16 protein-coding genes are annotated in these 15,486 nt (G+C 44.4%); all 16 read right to left on the minus strand.

Annotated elements, in window-relative coordinates; all coding sequences use genetic code 11:
- Positions 1-13: 13 nt before the first annotated feature.
- Positions 14-682, minus strand: a complete 669-nt coding sequence (locus IGI77_RS08630) for a hypothetical protein (RefSeq protein ID WP_438769871.1) — start codon at positions 680-682, stop codon at positions 14-16.
- 87 nt (positions 683-769) lie between these two features.
- Complete coding sequence (locus IGI77_RS08635) at positions 770-1,408, minus strand: hypothetical protein (RefSeq protein WP_438769872.1); 639 nt, start codon at positions 1,406-1,408, stop codon at positions 770-772.
- Between the two features lie 137 nt (positions 1,409-1,545).
- Positions 1,546-3,813 carry an AAA family ATPase gene (locus tag IGI77_RS08640; protein ID WP_438769873.1) on the minus strand — a complete coding sequence of 756 codons (2,268 nt, stop codon included), beginning with the start codon at positions 3,811-3,813 and terminating at the stop codon, positions 1,546-1,548.
- Between the two features lie 18 nt (positions 3,814-3,831).
- Entirely contained in the window at positions 3,832-4,311 is a 480-nt protein-coding gene (locus tag IGI77_RS08645) for a DUF6530 family protein (RefSeq protein WP_005235941.1), read from the minus strand.
- Between the two features lie 289 nt (positions 4,312-4,600).
- The gene (locus tag IGI77_RS08650; protein WP_438770524.1) at positions 4,601-4,858 is read right to left on the minus strand and encodes a TfoX/Sxy family DNA transformation protein; all 258 of its coding nucleotides are present in this window, start codon (positions 4,856-4,858) and stop codon (positions 4,601-4,603) included.
- Positions 4,851-5,393: a GNAT family N-acetyltransferase gene (locus IGI77_RS08655; RefSeq protein ID WP_010748353.1), complete on the minus strand. Its 543-nt coding sequence runs from the start codon at positions 5,391-5,393 to the stop codon at positions 4,851-4,853. The genes IGI77_RS08650 and IGI77_RS08655 overlap by 8 nt, the downstream gene beginning before the upstream one ends.
- Positions 5,394-5,569: 176 nt before the next feature.
- Positions 5,570-6,418: a DegV family protein gene (locus IGI77_RS08660; protein WP_005235946.1), complete on the minus strand. Its 849-nt coding sequence runs from the start codon at positions 6,416-6,418 to the stop codon at positions 5,570-5,572.
- 93 nt (positions 6,419-6,511) lie between these two features.
- Positions 6,512-7,786 (minus strand): LCP family protein, encoded by a 1,275-nt coding sequence (locus IGI77_RS08665; RefSeq protein WP_086338205.1) that lies wholly within the window; start codon positions 7,784-7,786, stop codon positions 6,512-6,514.
- Between the two features lie 117 nt (positions 7,787-7,903).
- The gene (locus IGI77_RS08670; protein WP_005226093.1) at positions 7,904-8,374 is read right to left on the minus strand and encodes a GNAT family N-acetyltransferase; all 471 of its coding nucleotides are present in this window, start codon (positions 8,372-8,374) and stop codon (positions 7,904-7,906) included.
- Positions 8,349-9,230, minus strand: a complete 882-nt coding sequence (gene pheA, locus IGI77_RS08675) for a prephenate dehydratase (RefSeq protein ID WP_438769874.1) — start codon at positions 9,228-9,230, stop codon at positions 8,349-8,351. The genes IGI77_RS08670 and pheA overlap by 26 nt, the downstream gene beginning before the upstream one ends.
- A 1-nt stretch (position 9,231) precedes the next feature.
- The gene (locus tag IGI77_RS08680; RefSeq protein WP_438769875.1) at positions 9,232-9,738 is read right to left on the minus strand and encodes a shikimate kinase; all 507 of its coding nucleotides are present in this window, start codon (positions 9,736-9,738) and stop codon (positions 9,232-9,234) included.
- Positions 9,735-11,024 carry a 3-phosphoshikimate 1-carboxyvinyltransferase gene (gene aroA, locus IGI77_RS08685; protein WP_438769876.1) on the minus strand — a complete coding sequence of 430 codons (1,290 nt, stop codon included), beginning with the start codon at positions 11,022-11,024 and terminating at the stop codon, positions 9,735-9,737. The genes IGI77_RS08680 and aroA overlap by 4 nt, the downstream gene beginning before the upstream one ends.
- Positions 11,025-11,033: 9 nt before the next feature.
- The gene (locus tag IGI77_RS08690; RefSeq protein WP_368742216.1) at positions 11,034-12,116 is read right to left on the minus strand and encodes a prephenate dehydrogenase; all 1,083 of its coding nucleotides are present in this window, start codon (positions 12,114-12,116) and stop codon (positions 11,034-11,036) included.
- Between the two features lie 44 nt (positions 12,117-12,160).
- A complete protein-coding gene (gene aroC / locus IGI77_RS08695; protein ID WP_005226098.1) occupies positions 12,161-13,327 on the minus strand; it encodes a chorismate synthase in 1,167 nt (388 codons plus the stop codon).
- 19 nt (positions 13,328-13,346) lie between these two features.
- Complete coding sequence (aroB, locus tag IGI77_RS08700) at positions 13,347-14,402, minus strand: 3-dehydroquinate synthase (protein ID WP_015509713.1); 1,056 nt, start codon at positions 14,400-14,402, stop codon at positions 13,347-13,349.
- Positions 14,403-14,438: 36 nt separating this feature from the next.
- On the minus strand, positions 14,439-15,464 hold the full coding sequence (aroF, locus tag IGI77_RS08705) for a 3-deoxy-7-phosphoheptulonate synthase (protein WP_005226100.1): 1,026 nt from the start codon (positions 15,462-15,464) through the stop codon (positions 14,439-14,441).
- Positions 15,465-15,486 lie beyond the last annotated feature (22 nt).

Raw genomic sequence — 15,486 nt, forward strand, 5'->3', positions numbered from 1 at the left:
TCTTCTCTCCTTCTTACTCGCCTGATAAAAAACGTTTTTCCAGCGCTTCATAGGCTGCTCTCGTAGCGGCCAATTCTTCTTTCAAGGCTTCGATCGCTTGCAGCTGAGTTTCTTCAATAAATCGATCATAGTAATTGACTCCACCACCGAACAAGTCATACTCAGGCTGACGTTTCTTCAGTTCTTGGTACAAACGTTCTGTTGAAAATACCCGCAATCCTCGAGCAGTCTGTTTTGCTTTGCCGACTTCTCGCGCTTGTGCCGAAATCAACCGAAACAATAAGGCATTTTCTGGAACCTGCAGCTCTTGCCGTTGGGGCTTCTTTTCGACACTGAAATACCCTTTGCTGCCCGTTTCTTTTTCAAGAAATGCATGATAGACCAGAACACCAATTGTAGGTCCAATCTGATCTTTGACTTTCTCATACAATGCCTTGGGTAAGACAAAATAATTATAATTCCCAATAAAGGATAGTTTTGCTTTTGAGCGAAAATCTGCCAAACTAACTTTGAGTTCGTAGCAACGCCATTCAAAGGTATTTTCAGTCGTCAAGCGACAACTCAAAGTATCCACGATGCCGTGATCATCTGGCATGACTACCTCTTCTACCACAATATCACTGTTTTCCCGACAATAATAATAAAGTGCCTCTTCCATTTCTAAAGTTAAGGATGTCTTCACAAATTCACGACCTTTGTCTTGTTTCACCCATTATAAAACATACGTTCGCATTTTGGAAGAGGGAAATAAAAGCAGCCTATCATCCCCTCACCCATTCGGGCATCCGTTAACGAGAATCTCTTCAACCGTCCTCTTTGTACCGCGGAATCGTAACAAAAAAAGCAACAAGAGCACACCAAGTTGAGCGATTAATAGACCTTTAAAGGGAAATTCAAAAGTAAAGCCTGTGGGAAGATGAAAGAAATGGAAGAAATCCTGCAGTGCTTTTTGACTAAGCCACAAACCGCTGACAAGCCCTATCAAACTAATAACAGTGCTTTGAATGCCTACAAAGAAAAGCTCTTCTAAGGTGACCAACAACGGAGACTGTCCTAACAACAACCGAATACTCAGAGATTGCTGCTCCTCCCCCATCAAATGAAAACGATACATGTGATTGCAGTGACATAAAAAGGCGGCGATCAAGCCTACAGTTAGAACGCCTAGTACGAAGCGTAGCAACTGCAAAAAGAAAAGCCAACTGGCATACGTGAGATCCATCTGATTCTCACTGCTATTTGTTTCATATTGTAGCCATTGATGAAAAAACACTAACCAATGCTCTGCAAAGATGGCGATGATCAGTAAAAGAATCGCCAACACACCACTCATCAGCAAACTGCGCCTACGAAGTGCTGCGTGCCAGCCGAATTGGCAAGGATAGTAGAAGTACCGCCATTTGTTCATGATATCTCTCCTTTTGGCGTCTATTTTACAGAACCATCCAAATTTAGACAAATATCATCTTGTTTACATAATATAATTATGATCAAAAAAAGAGTGCGGCATGCAGTCCACACTCTTTTCCCTTTCGCTATCGACGTTTACAAATACCTTGTCAGTAGCTGCAACAAACGCTGCGGAAATTCTGTTAGATTGGAAAGATCAATAAAGCGTTCTTCCCCATAAATCGCTTTGATCACCTCTTTGTCTTGCCCAATAGCAGCTGCAAGAAACAGCACCCCTTGTCGTTCATAGTCAGCGATCACCTGCTGAATATCTTCTTTGGCTTTTCCCCCTGTATAATCAGGAAGAGCTTTTGGCTGGCCATCACTGATATTCAAGAGTAATTTAGTGGTTGCCGGCTGATGAGCGAGCTTTTCAGCTAGCACGCGCAAGACAGCTCCATCACGGTTATTTTGCCGAGGCTTCATTGTCATGAGTTTCTCTGGCACAAATCCAAAGCCTTCATTAAATTCTTTGTATGCAAAAAGCGAGGTTTTTTCACGAGCGGTCACGTCCGCTGTATCGCCATAGATCATCAATGGCAAAGATAAACGTTGGGCAAAAGCATTCACCGCTAAGACCGCCTGTTGGGCATACAATATCCGATCTTCTCGAATCATCGAACCTGATTCATCGATGCGCAAAGCAAGAGCTAAGGAAGGCTCTTCGTGAGGTGGATTCTTCTTGTCAAAGGTCCGGAAATCCTGATACGCAACCTTGCTGGCATCAAAGCGTGTACCACTGTACTTACCTTTACTGTATGCCGAAGCTTGTTCGTTTTCCAATACTTCTTGGGTTTGCTTGATCAATGACTCTACGATCGGCAGCAACGGCTGCAAACGCTGTTGCGCTTCAGTCGCTTTTTCTAAATCGACGGGTGGTCGATGAACGATCAGCCCTTCTTTGGCATGGATCGATTCTTTCAATGCTTGTCGTGCTGCCTTTGATGCCGTGGTTTTCTTTTCTTTCTCCTGGGCTTCATACGCTTCGATCGACAAAGAATGAGAAGCAGGAGCTGCCTCTTGTGTCTCACTCCCAGCTTTTGCTTGGCCATCATGACTATTGCGTTCTAGTTCTTCTGAAAACGTCGCCTCAGTTGCTGCGCTTTTCGCTTCTTGTTTGTCAGAATCACTGGTTTCCATCGTTTCCGCCTCAGTTTCTTGATTGGCAGTTTCAAGGACTTGCTCATTTTTTAGGACGGTCGTGCCTTCTTCCACTACATTGCGTTGGTCAGCCTCTTCGCTGCTGATTCGGCGTCCTTTGATTTGTTCTTTAAAGGCATTTAGCGGTTGTCCAGAAAACAAAAGCCGCAATTGCGCCAATAACCCTGAAGCTTCTAACGCCTGTTGTAAAAGAGAAAGCTCATTTGGGTCGGTAGTGATTTTGTAGAGCACTTTGCTATCAATTGCTGTAAAGGGATCTTGTCCTTGTTTGACTGCATTTAACCAATAAAAATAGGAACGCATGCCCGCCACCCCTTTGATAGCGTTGGCTTTGGCGGTCACGTCTAGTAAGCGGATGATTTCAGCCATTTTCTCTGCAGTCGTTTTGTCCGGATAATTGGTTTTGGCAATGCCTCGCTGCACCATAACTGCTAGCTCAGGTAAATCCATTTTTTCAGCGTGCTGCATCCGATCTCGCAAGGATTCGTTCAAGGGGCGGTTACCTTGGTAATTCCGATTCGTTGTGATGATCACCACACAGTCAGGGTGTCGTCGAACAAAGCCAGTCGGGATATTTAGCATCCCGTTTTGTTCAAGGGCCGAGTTTAGTGCCACTAGTACCGAAGCATCACGAATGACCGTTGGTTCTTGAATCTCAAGCAAATAGCCTTTTTCCAGCGCCCGTACGATTTCGGAGGGATAAAATTTGTATTGAATCGTCGGTTGCTGATCACTGGTTTCAATCCGTTCGATCAGTTCCGCAAATTTCGCCCGTGCCCGCTCACGAGTCAAGGAAAAATGCCGCTGGATCAATGCCAAGACATCTTCAAAACAATCACTTTGATAAATCGCATCCAGCAAGTCCTTGTCCTCTTCTTGGTCGGTGTTGATCACTGGTAATAAAGCACCAAATACATCTGACTTATCCATATCCGCAAAGCAGGTGATTTTGGTGTAGGGCAGTTGCAAGTCGGCAGAAAGTGCCTTTGCCAACTGAGTCTTACCCGACCCAGCATCGCCTTCCAGCAACACATTGAAGATCTTCATCTCTGGATCCGCCCAATTCAACGCGATCTCTGAAGCAATTCGTAGTTCTTCAGCACTGGTCTGATGACTTTGTGGTTTTTTCCAAATCATGGTTTGTTCTAATTTGCTAAAAGCGCGTCCTTTCGTTACGACAAAAGACGGTTGATTTTGTGTCATGGCAATCTGCTCCTTTTCTTAATAACCTAGCTCATCTAAAAGCCGCTTTAGGATTTTGAAGCGTTCGCCGTATAGCTCGCCATCTTTTTGCAAGGAATCATAAAAAAGCAGAATGTCTTCATCGATTTTAGGATTTTCGGTGTCTACTTCAACGGTCATACGATTTCCTTGCAGGCCAATGATCTCGATCAACGGATTTTCAGGATCGTAAAACTTTTCATGGCGATAGGCCTCTTGAAAATACAAACTAGATTGCGCCACTAAGATTGCTAGATCTAAGATTCTAGTGAGGGGTAGTTCTTCTGACTGACGAGACCATTTTTCACCTGTATGGCGCCAAACCTTGCCTGAGATATCGACTTTTCCGCGATCATTCCATTGTGCTAATCCGAGGGAAAGGCCTTTTGCATCTGTATGTAACGCATTTTTTCCGTCAACAGTATCATAGTCTTCCACTTTAATGACGGGCTTATGTTTCAAGTTTTCTGGTATTTTCATTATTCTCACTCCTTGTTTAGTAAATTAGTAATTTACTAGATAGAGTAAGTATAATGAGGAAGCTGGTTTGGAACAAGCAAAAGGTCTTTTCTAGTAGCTAGGGACAGGTGTCTAGTTGATTTTCAGTGGCAAACGATTCTGTCCATGACTGCGGCGATTTCAGGAACCAATACCAATGTGACCAATGTGTCTTCGCTGAATGAGGAAACAAGCCGTAAAAAAGCACTTGATAAGAAGCATCTAAAAACAAACGCTCTTAAAAAGTGCTTTTTTATGACGCATTACTTCACTAACTCAATTGATTGAAAAAAAGGCGCAACGCTTGTTTTCTCTGATATGTAAGCTGCGCTTTAGGAATGCCTTGGATCGCCCCTTCAATGCCGTAGAGCATATGCAAGCAAGCGCCCGCATCGCATTGGTGGCGGATAGCTAGAAAAACCTCTTCGGCCATTTTTGTGCGTAGTTGTTCAGGGGTATTGATGCCGATACGAACCAGGTGATCCGCTAAAACCTGACCTACATTTGGTAATTTTTGCAGTTCATTCATAGGTTTCTCCTTTTTGATTGTGGTCATCTTGCCCCTCTTTCTCTTGACGAACCAACGCATAGAGCTTCATATCGAACAGCTGTTGGTTTTTCTCCGCATGCTTTCGCAAAACGCCTTCTAACGTAAAACCTGCCTTTTCCAACACACGACAAGAGGAATGATTCTTCGCAAAAGATTCAGCAGAAATACGAACGATAGTTGATGTAGTAAATACATAGTCACATAGTTGCTGAACGGCTTGCGTCATCAAGCCTTTTCCCCAATACTCTTGTGCAATAGAGTAGCCAATCTCAGCCGTTCTATAATGAATATTTTCTTTGCGAACAGCACGGATACTGCCGACTGCTCGGTCATCCACAGTGATCGCAAAGGCAAATTCTGCTTCCTCCACAGATCGAATATAGGCTTGTGCATCTGCGACCGTATAGGGGAATGGCAACCCATCTCGTAAATAATCGTGGATGGTTTGATTATTTAACGCATGGGCTAAATCTTGCGCATCGCTCATTTGCCACCTTCTTAAGGAACACTTCATAGCAATTCCTCCTTTGTCAGTCCTTCATTTTGATCCTATTGTACGAGTTTGTGTGATTTTTTACAAGCGAATCTCAAAAAAGCAGAAAAAAGAACCAGCTAGACAAACGTCTAACTGGTTCTTACATACATCGTCTTGAAAAGATAATGGCGTGATAAACATAGAAAAAATAAAAATTATTGCGCTGAAATAGCGATCCCAATGGCTTTTTCTCCTAAATGCGTGCCGATAACTGGTCCGAAGTGTCCAATCTCAATTTCTGCATTTGGGTATTTCGCTTGTAGCTTCGCTTTTTCTTCTTTCGCTACTTCTAAATTGTTGGCGTGGATTACATAAAATTTAACAGGCAATGCGATTTCTTGCTCCCGTTGACCAATGATATCTTCTGCGCGATTGAATGCTTTTTTACTGGAACGAATGCGCTCGTAAAGCACAATTTTTCCTTGATCAAAGGTCAAGATCGGTTTGATTTTTAATAATCCGCCAATCAAGGCTGCCCCATTGGTTAAGCGACCGCCGCGAACCAAGTTATTCAAGTCGTCCACGATCAAATAGGCATAGGTATTGTCTCTGATAGTGTCCAGATGGGAAATGATCTCTTCGACGGTTTTGCCTTGACTTGATAGATCAAGAGCGGTTTCTACCATGTGACCCATCGGCATACTTGTGATTTTCGAATCGTAAGGAATGATTTGAACACCTTCGATTTCATCGGTGATTCCATACAGCGTTCCGATAAATCCAGAGATCCCGCTTGATAAGTGGATACTAATGATCGTGTCGTAACCGCGATCTTTCAATGACTCATATAAGGCTAACACTTCTCCTAATACCGGTTGAGAAGTGGTTGGGAATTCTTTGCTGTTTTTCAGCAAAGCGTAATACTCATCAGCTTCAATGTCGATACCCTCATTGTAGACTTTTCCATCTAAAATAACAGGAATCGGTATGATAAACAAATCTTCATGGTTTTTGATCCGTTCCGGCAGATAAGCTGTACTGTCAGTAACAACGGCTAATTTCATTCTTTTTCCTCGTTTCAACAAATTTCAAACGTCATTAATAATATAGCATAAATTTACTTACTTTCAAATGGTTTTCAGAACTTTTCATTCTGCTTACTCATTAAGAAAATTCCTGATCGCTTGTTGATTGGTTTCAAGATTGACGACTAACACACTTCCAGCACTCGCACTTGAACCGTATTGCCAAGAGTCAGCGACTGGGACAGTCAAGCTGTCGACTCCTCCCGCCCCTCGAGCAATCGAGAAGGTATTTTTTAATAGGAAAGACATTGGCAGGTTGGTGGAAGCATAGCCTAAGACTTTTCCTGCTGCATAAGGCAATTTTAAAATAGCTAAAGGATTTTTCATTTCGCTAAAGATCGCATCCATTACTTGCTGCTGTCGTCTTACACGACCGAAGTCACCTTCTTCGTCCATCCGAAAGCGTGCGTATTGCAACAGCTCAAGCCCATTCATTTGTTGTTGCCCTTGTTTGATGGCAACTTCAAGATTTTTACTCATATCTTTTTCCGCGTTGATAGCAACACCTGAGGGAAACAGTGTGTCGATCACTTTTTCAAAGGAACGAAAGTCAACTTTTGCATAATAGTTGGTTTCTAGCCCGAAATTCTCCGCTAATGTTTGTCTGACTAAATCAGCACCACCAAAGGCATACGCCGCATTGATCTTGTTTTCGCCATAACCGGGAATCGTAACTAAAGTATCCCGCATAAAGGAAAGCAGCTTCGGTTGCTTACTGGGACCATCTAATTGCAAAACCATAATAGTGTCTGCGCGTCCAGCTTCTCCTTCACGACTATCACTACCAATGAGCAATATATTACGAGCACCATTAGCAGCGGCCGTACCATTAAAGGTCTCTTCATCAGTCGTAGCAAAAGCAGCGTCACTTCTTGCGACTTGCTGACCGACAAGAAAAGCAATTAATGAATAGGCAAAAAGCACCAATAGTACCCGGACCACAATACGTAGAACTGGGTGCTTCCGCTTTTTCTTTTGTTTGGGTTGCTTGCTCTTCTTAAGCTTTTGCGGTTTTTGTTTGCTTTGTTCCTGGCCTTGATGCATCGCAGGTCCCTGAGCAGATAGCGGGGGGATTGCGCTTTTTCGTCCCTCAGATTTTTTTATTCCTACTTGTGACTGTTCTCGGGAACTTTGAGCCGCACGAGGGTCGCTTGCCCTAGGATGCTCGGTGTTTTGATACAAAATGTCTCTTACTGGCTCATCAGCAGACGAAGTAGAATCACTCGGTCTGACGCGCTGGTTTCTTCTTTTGGCTTCTCGGCGGGCAAAGATACTTTCTTTGGCTGCCTGACTGGATTCCTTTTCTAGCCGTTCATGCAGTTTTTTATTTTTTTCCATCCTGCTCATTGCTTCTGATCCTCCAACTAAAAAATAGCTCTCTGTCTATAAGGATACCCTAGACCTTATAGAAAGAAAGCTATTTTCTGAAATTTTAACCTTTTTCTAGGAAATTTCTTCATTTTTCTACCTTAGATGCTTTGATGCTCCTTGTCGTGTGCTCACAAATCCTGCTTGCTCATAAAATGATTTCACTTGATTTGCCGACCAAAAGTTTAGTGAGAGATCATCGAAGCCTTTTTCCAGCGCAACGTTTTCAGCAAATGCCAACAATTGTTTTCCAATATGCATCCCTTGGTACCGAGGGTCAACAGCGATCGCTGCAATTTCCAGCCACTTTCGTTCATGCATCATCGCATTTTGTGGCAAACGGACCTCTTGAAGATGCACAAAGCCACAAGGCTGTTCCGCCAACCAAGCGATAAAAAAGTGGTGGCTTGGCTCTTGCAGCTGCTGTGTGATTGCTTGTTCAAATCTTGACTGATCAAAGGGCTTAAAAATCGTTGGGTACCATTGATGGTGCTGCGTTTGGATCTCTTTATGAAACGTTGCTAAAAGTGTTTCATCTTGGCTAATTTTTATTTTGACTTGAGTCATTTTTTGTCACTTCCTCAACAACATTTACCGAGTACACGCCGAGAAGATGGACGTGTCCACCCAACAACTGAATCTCTTCAAAGGCATTTACAATCAGTTGCCACGGTTTGTCCATCACCAGATCGATCACGAAAAAGTATTCCCCTAAGGTGGTTTTTGACGGCCGCGATTCAATTTTGCTTAAATCAATTTCTCGCCAGCCAAAGGTTGCTAAGATTTTGTGCAAGATTCCCGGGCGATTTGCTGGCAGCGTCACAAAAATCGTTGCTTTCTCGACGGTCTGCTCTGGTAATTGGGTGTTTGCTGCTTTCTTCGTCAAAACCCAAAAACGGGTTTGATTAAAGGCAACATCTTGAATATTGGTTTCTTTGATCGTTAACTGATAAGCCAAAGCGGCTTCTTTGGAAGCAATCGCCGCAACTGCTTCTTCTGGATGTTTTGCTACGTACGCTGCTGCAGTCGTTGTGGAAGCAACCGCCTCAACAGTAGCTCCAGCAAATCGGGCTTCGATGAAGTCGGCACATTGAGCCAAGGCTTGCGGATGAGAAATTATCTTAGTGATGGGACGGTAGTCTTTTGCTGTTTGCTGAGAAACTAACAATTGATGATTGATCGGTAAAATAATTTCCTGTTCGATGCTCAATTGATTTTGACGAAACAGTGTATCAATAGTGGCATGAACGGACCCTTCTAATGAGTTCTCGTTCGGAACGACCGCACGATCGATCACGCCATTAGATAGCGCTTGAATACAAAGTGGAATCGATCCATAAGGGATACAGGCATTTTCTGGATACGCTTCTTGCGCAGCTAAATGCGTAAAGGAACTTTTCGGTCCTAAATAACCAATCTTCATTTTATGCACCTGCTTTGATCAAAATTTCCTGTACGATTTCTTCTGGTGTTTTGTTCGTCGTTTCAACGATCAATGAAGCAGTTTCTTCATAAAGAGGGATCCGAGGACGGTAAACAGCCAATATTTCTTCTGGTGATTTTGAGACGACTAAGGGACGAATGCTGCCAGTATCCGCCTTTAAGCGATGGATCAGTTCCTCGGGATCTGTTTTTAAATACACGACGAGCGGCATCTTTTTTAAAAGCTGACGATTTTCTTCTTTTAATACGATGCCCCCACCAGTGGAAATAATTTGTTCCTTTGCCAAAGTTTTAGCTAAAATATCCGTTTCGATTTTGCGAAAGGCTTCCTCACCGTGTTGATCGAAAAAGTCTTGAATGGTCATGCCGATCTCAGCAACGATCAAGTCATCAAAATCCACATGAGACTGTTTCGTTTCTTCAGCCAAAAGACGACCAATCGTGGTTTTTCCAGCACCCATAAAGCCAATTAATATCACTTTTTTCACTCGCTGTTTCCTCCTTTAGCCAAACGTGCGACATCCTCAAAAAAATCAGGATAAGAAACTGCTACGGCTTCGGCTTTTTCTAATTCTACCTCTTCATCTGTCAATAAGGCGGCAATTTGCAGCATCATGCCGATGCGATGGTCCCCCCGACTTGACACACGTCCGCCATGCAAAGGGGTTGGACCGTTGATGATCAACCCGTCCTCGGTGGGAGTGATGTCCGCTCCTAGTTTTGTCAACTCTTCGGCAGTTGCATCGATTCGGTTGGTTTCTTTTACTTTTAGTTCTTCCGCATCTTTGATCACCGTTTTGCCATGCGCCTGCGTGGCTAACAACGCAATGATCGGCAATTCATCGATCAAGCGTGGGATAATATCGCCAGCGATGGTTACTGCCTGCAAGGTAGAACTTTGAACGGTAAGGTCAGCTGATTGATTCTGATCATCTTGATTAGAAAAAGCAATCGAAGCACCCATCTCCTCTAACACGTCAAGAATTCCTGTACGAGTGGGGTTGATCCCGACATTTTTTAAAACGATCTCACTTTCTGGCATAATCGCGCCAGCTGTTAAGAAAAAGGCAGCAGAGGAAATATCACCGGGAACAACTACTTCTTGTCCTTGGAGTGTTTGAGGTCCCGTCACAGTGATCGTTTTGCCTTGTGTTGTGATGACACCACCGAATTGACGGATCATTTCTTCGGTGTGGTTGCGGCTTGTTTCTTTTTCAATGATCGTAGATGTACCTTGTGCTTGTAGTGCCGCAAAAATCAGCGCTGATTTTACTTGAGCACTTGCTACGGGCATCTGATAATTGATGGAATGTAATGAAGCCGTGCCATTGATGGTGATCGGTGGGAACTCCGTCTGTTCATACCCTCTCACATTGGCACCCATTTCTCTTAATGGCAGCATCACGCGATTCATTGGTCGTCTATTCAATGAGTCATCACCGAATAAGGTAGTTGTAAATGGCTGTCCAGCCAAAATCCCCATCATTAGACGAATCGTTGTGCCAGAATTACCGATATCGATTGGTTCGTCAGCAGGCTTAAGGCCATTGAAGCCCTGTCCTTCAATCGTGATCGTCTGACCGTCATCATGGATCGGAACCCCTAATGATTGAAATGCATGAAGGGTGCTATAGCAGTCTTCTCCACGTAAGAAATTTCGGACAGTCGTTGTTCCTTCAGCTAACGCCCCGAACATGATACTGCGATGCGAGATCGATTTGTCAGCAGGGACCGCTATCGTCCCTTTTAAATGTGTTGCTTTTTTTAGTTTCATCCCAGCCTCCTATTTTTTTCGACACGAATAGGTCGTCTTGTTTTGGATCAGCTGCTCTGCTTGCAGCAAATCATTTTGCGTTTTGAATGAAATCTGTAAAACACCAATGATGTCTTCTCGAGTTTCAAGAATTTTTAAGTTGATCAAAGAGAGCTGATGTTCGCTCAATAGCCCCGTCACTTCAGCGACAACACCGGGATGATCCGGTACATCGATGAATAGATCATAGAATGCCGGAATCGCGCCATTTTGATGAACCGGCAATTGATCCCGTGTTTCCTTCGCGGATTCAAAGAACCGAAAGATCGCCCGTTCGTCTTTTTCCTGCAACCAGTGAGCCATGGTCGTCATTTGTTTTTGCCACTCATCGATCAGCTGCAGTAGTTCCTGTCGATTACTCAATAAGATATCGGTCCACATGCGAGGATCTGAAGAAGCGATGCGAGTGATATCGCGAAAACCGCCTGCTGCAAGTTGTTGCGCTCTGGGGTGGGCTTGGTTGAAAGCGTCTGCCTGATTGACTAATCCAGAAGCAATAATATGGGGCAAATGGCTCAACATCCCTGTGATTTGATCATGCTCTTTTGGCGCAAGCGCCACATATTTGGCTCTGGTGCCGCGAAAAAGCTCTTGCAGCTCTTCCATCCGCTGACTTTTCGTCGGTGTGAAGATATAGTAAGCATTCTCGAAAAGGTTCTCATCGGCTGCTGTGATCCCTGATTTATGAGAGCCAGCCATCGGATGGCCCCCAATAAAATCAAAGGAAAAGGACTCGGCGAATTGGGTGATTTCCGCTTTGGTACTGCCGGTGTCTGTTACCAGCACCGAAGGCTTTAATGAAAGTGTCCCCAGTTCGGAAAGATATTTTTTGGTGATCTCTACCGGCAATGCCAACAAAATCACGTCGGCACGGACAGCACCTTCTGAAAATGAAGGGGGCACTTCGTCTACTAAACTTGTTGCTAATGCGATCTCATTGGTTTCCTGACAATCCCAGCCCATCAAATGCACTTGCGGATGTGCCTTTTTGATACATTTTGCTAAGGAAGCGCCGATCAATCCTAGACCGGCGACAAAGATATTTTGGTTCATGAAAAGAATCCTCATTTCTACTGGAATTTTTGCTGGTTCTTTAATCAGTAGGTTAACAAGTATTCTCGATACGCTTGAACAGATGCAGTCAATTCTGCGAATGAATCACTTGGGAACTTTTCTAATAGTTCATTGGCCACCACTGTCGCCACCACACTCTCACAAACAACACTGGCTGCTGGTACAGCGGTGCTATCTGAGCGTTCGACGCTTGCTTTATACGGTTCTTTGCTGTCGATATCCACACTTTGCAACGGCTTGTACAAGGTCGGGATCGGCTTCATAACACCACGAACCACGATTGGTTCACCGTTCGTCATGCCGCCTTCAAACCCGCCAAGGTTGTTGCTGCGACGGGTATAGCCTCGTTGTTCGTCCCATAAAATCTCATCCATGACTTTGGAACCTGGCAAAACACCAGCCTCAAAGCCAACGCCGAACTCAGCACCTTTAAAGGCATTGATGCTGACCACGGCTTGGGCGATTTTCGCATCAAGTTTTTTGTCCCATTGCACGTAACTGCCTAAACCAGCAGGAACGCCGCCAACAAGTACTTCCACTACACCGCCGATCGTATCGCCATTTTTCTTCGTTTGATCGATCAGCTGCTTGATTTCTTCTTCGACTGACGGATCTAACACCCTTACTTCTGAAGCTTCAGAGCGTTCTGCGATTTCTTTGACGGTCAACCCTTCAGGAATTTCCGCTTTGATGCCGCCTAACATTGTTACATGACCCGCCACATCGATGCCAAGCTCCTTTAAAATTTTCTTCGCGATTGCTCCGATGGCTACCCGCATGGTCGTTTCACGAGCAGATGAGCGTTCCAAAACGTTTCGTAAATCTTGATGATGGTATTTCATGCCGCCGACTAAGTCAGCATGACCAGGTCTTGGTCGTGCCACTCGTCGTAGTTTGCGGTCTTTTTCTGGTACCTCTTCGATCGCCATGACCTTGGTCCAGTTTTTCCAATCTTTGTTCTCAACCACTAAAGTTACAGGAGAGCCTAGTGTTTTTCCATGACGGATACCCGAAGTGATACGGACTTGGTCTTTTTCAATCAGCATCCGTCCCCCGCGACCATAGCCGGTTTGTCGTCTCGCTAATTCAAAATTAATGTCTTCTGCTGTTAATGGCAATCCTGCCGGTAACCCTTCGATAATGGCGGTCAACTCTGGTCCATGTGATTCGCCTGCTGTAATATAACGCATGATCCGTTACCTTCCTTTCTTATAATAGGTAGTCTTTGATTTTTTCAGTCGGGATCGTCACGATTTTCGCCTGTCCGATCGCTTCTAATAGAATAATCTTCAATTGTTGCCCACGGGCTTTTTTATCATGAGTGATTGCTTGGTATAATTGCTCTTTATCTATTTCACTTGGTGTGATCGGCAAATGAAACTTCTCAACCATTTCTGTAAGCTGCTGGGTCGTACCTTTTGGTGTTAATCCGATGGCTTCTGCATGACGGGTGATCATGATCATCCCCATTGCAACCCCTTCGCCATGACTGGTGTCAAACGCGGCTGTTCTTTCTAAGCCATGCCCGATCGTATGACCGAAGTTCAGTGTCAGACGACTGCCATGATCAAAAGGATCTTCTTCTACTACTTTTTGTTTTACCTTTAAAGAAGCAGTGATTACTTTCTCAGCATGTGCCAAAAGATCGACTTCATCTTTCAAACCTGCTAACGTTTGCCAAAGCTCAGGATCTGCAATAGCGGCTGACTTGATGATTTCAGCAATGCCTTCTTGGACGCGTTTGAGGGGCAAACTTGTAAGTAAATCTGGATCGATCATTACACCGGCTGGTTGTGCAAATGTCCCGACGAGATTCTTGGCACTGCCAGTATTTACAGCTGTTTTTCCGCCGATACTTGAATCGACCTGTGCCAATAACGTCGTTGGAATCTGCAAGAAATCAATGCCGCGCATATAAGTAGAAGCAACAAATCCTCCAAGATCACCAATCACACCGCCACCAAGGGCAATGATCCCATCGCTTCTGGTCATTCCGAGTTGGGCAAGACCATCATATAAATTAGCTGCTTGCTCTAGTGATTTGCTTTTTTCGCCAGCTGGTACGACTAACAGTGTTGCCTCAAACCCTGCAGCGGTTAAGGAATCGACGATTTGTCCGCCATACAGGGGTGCGACGTTGCTGTCTGTAATGACGGCAATACGCTGTTTGTCCCACAACTGTTGCACCCAGGTTCCGACTTTTTGAAACGCCCCTCGTTTGATGAGGATATCATAGGAATGTTCTTCTAAATGAATGTGTAACATTGATTTTTGCACCTCTTTTATTGGTTGTCTTGACGCTTAGTCTTGCAACGCTTTGATTTCTTTCATCGCTTTTTCCATGATATGGACTTCTTTCATCATGTTCATGTACGTTTTTTCATTAAGTGATTGAGGACCATCAGACCAAGCATTGGCTGGATCTGGATGGATCTCAACGATCATCCCATCGGCGCCAGCAGCAACACCCGCTCTAGCCATAGGCGGTACGAGATCCCAGATACCTGTTCCATGACTAGGATCAACGATGATTGGGAAGTGGCTCAGTTTTTTGATGATTGGTACCGCACTTAGATCAAAGGTATTACGGGTTGCTGTTTCGTAAGTTCGGATCCCACGTTCAATGAAAATCACTTCACTTTTATCTTGAACGGCGATGTATTCCGCTGCATTCAACCATTCGTCGATCGTGCCAGAGATGCCTCGTTTAAGGCCAATTGGTTTCCCAGTTTTCCCAACGGCAGCTAGCAATTTGAAGTTTTGCATGTTCCGAGCACCAATCTGCAAAATGTCACTGTATTCCGCAACCATATCGATATGTCCTTCGTCCATGACTTCTGTGATGACTTTCATGCCCGTTTCATCCGCTGCTTGACGAATGTATTTTAGCCCTTCTTCTTCCAGCCCTTGGAATGCGTATGGCGACGTGCGTGGTTTGAAGGCACCACCACGTAAGATTTGTGCACCACCAGCTTTAGCGATTCGGGCACATTCACGAATTTGGTCTAAGCCTTCAATCGAACATGGACCAGCCATCGTAACAAAGTTGCCGTCACCGATTTTCACGCCATCTACATCCACAACCGTATCTTGCGGATGGAACTCACGAGAGGTCAATTTGTAGGTGTTTGAGATCCGAATGGCATCTTCGACACCCTCGTAGCTGCGAAAAGCAACATCTTGGATGCGGCGGGTATCCCCTTTTAAGCCGATAACGACCTGTTCTTTTCCTTGGTTGACTTGAACATCTAAGCCTTCTTTTTTGATTCTTGTTACAACAACTTCAACTTGTTCTGGCGTAGCGCCTGGTTTCATAATTACGATCATTTTTTCTTCCTACTTTCGTTTT

Origin of the sequence: Enterococcus sp. DIV0213h, from assembly GCF_051711285.1 — a bacterium.
GTDB classification, from domain to species: Bacteria; Bacillota; Bacilli; order Lactobacillales; family Enterococcaceae; genus Enterococcus_D; species Enterococcus_D casseliflavus.

What these genes read in the sequence shown, in the direction of transcription:
- IGI77_RS08660 (WP_005235946.1), bottom strand. Translation starts at nt 6,418, where the DNA reads ATGAAATTAGCCGTTGTTACTGACAGTACAGCTTATCTGCCGGAACGG.
- IGI77_RS08690 (WP_368742216.1), bottom strand. Translation starts at nt 12,116, where the DNA reads ATGAACCAAAATATCTTTGTCGCCGGTCTAGGATTGATCGGCGCTTCC.
- pheA (WP_438769874.1), bottom strand. Translation starts at nt 9,230, where the DNA reads ATGAAGATTGGTTATTTAGGACCGAAAAGTTCCTTTACGCATTTAGCT.
- IGI77_RS08670 (WP_005226093.1), bottom strand. Translation starts at nt 8,374, where the DNA reads ATGACTCAAGTCAAAATAAAAATTAGCCAAGATGAAACACTTTTAGCA.
- IGI77_RS08640 (WP_438769873.1), bottom strand. Translation starts at nt 3,813, where the DNA reads ATGACACAAAATCAACCGTCTTTTGTCGTAACGAAAGGACGCGCTTTT.
- aroA (WP_438769876.1), bottom strand. Translation starts at nt 11,024, where the DNA reads ATGAAACTAAAAAAAGCAACACATTTAAAAGGGACGATAGCGGTCCCT.
- IGI77_RS08645 (WP_005235941.1), bottom strand. Translation starts at nt 4,311, where the DNA reads ATGAAAATACCAGAAAACTTGAAACATAAGCCCGTCATTAAAGTGGAA.
- aroB (WP_015509713.1), bottom strand. Translation starts at nt 14,402, where the DNA reads ATGTTACACATTCATTTAGAAGAACATTCCTATGATATCCTCATCAAA.
- IGI77_RS08650 (WP_438770524.1), bottom strand. Translation starts at nt 4,858, where the DNA reads ATGAATGAACTGCAAAAATTACCAAATGTAGGTCAGGTTTTAGCGGAT.
- aroC (WP_005226098.1), bottom strand. Translation starts at nt 13,327, where the DNA reads ATGCGTTATATTACAGCAGGCGAATCACATGGACCAGAGTTGACCGCC.
- IGI77_RS08665 (WP_086338205.1), bottom strand. Translation starts at nt 7,786, where the DNA reads ATGAGCAGGATGGAAAAAAATAAAAAACTGCATGAACGGCTAGAAAAG.
- IGI77_RS08635 (WP_438769872.1), bottom strand. Translation starts at nt 1,408, where the DNA reads ATGAACAAATGGCGGTACTTCTACTATCCTTGCCAATTCGGCTGGCAC.
- aroF (WP_005226100.1), bottom strand. Translation starts at nt 15,464, where the DNA reads ATGATCGTAATTATGAAACCAGGCGCTACGCCAGAACAAGTTGAAGTT.
- IGI77_RS08655 (WP_010748353.1), bottom strand. Translation starts at nt 5,393, where the DNA reads ATGAAGTGTTCCTTAAGAAGGTGGCAAATGAGCGATGCGCAAGATTTA.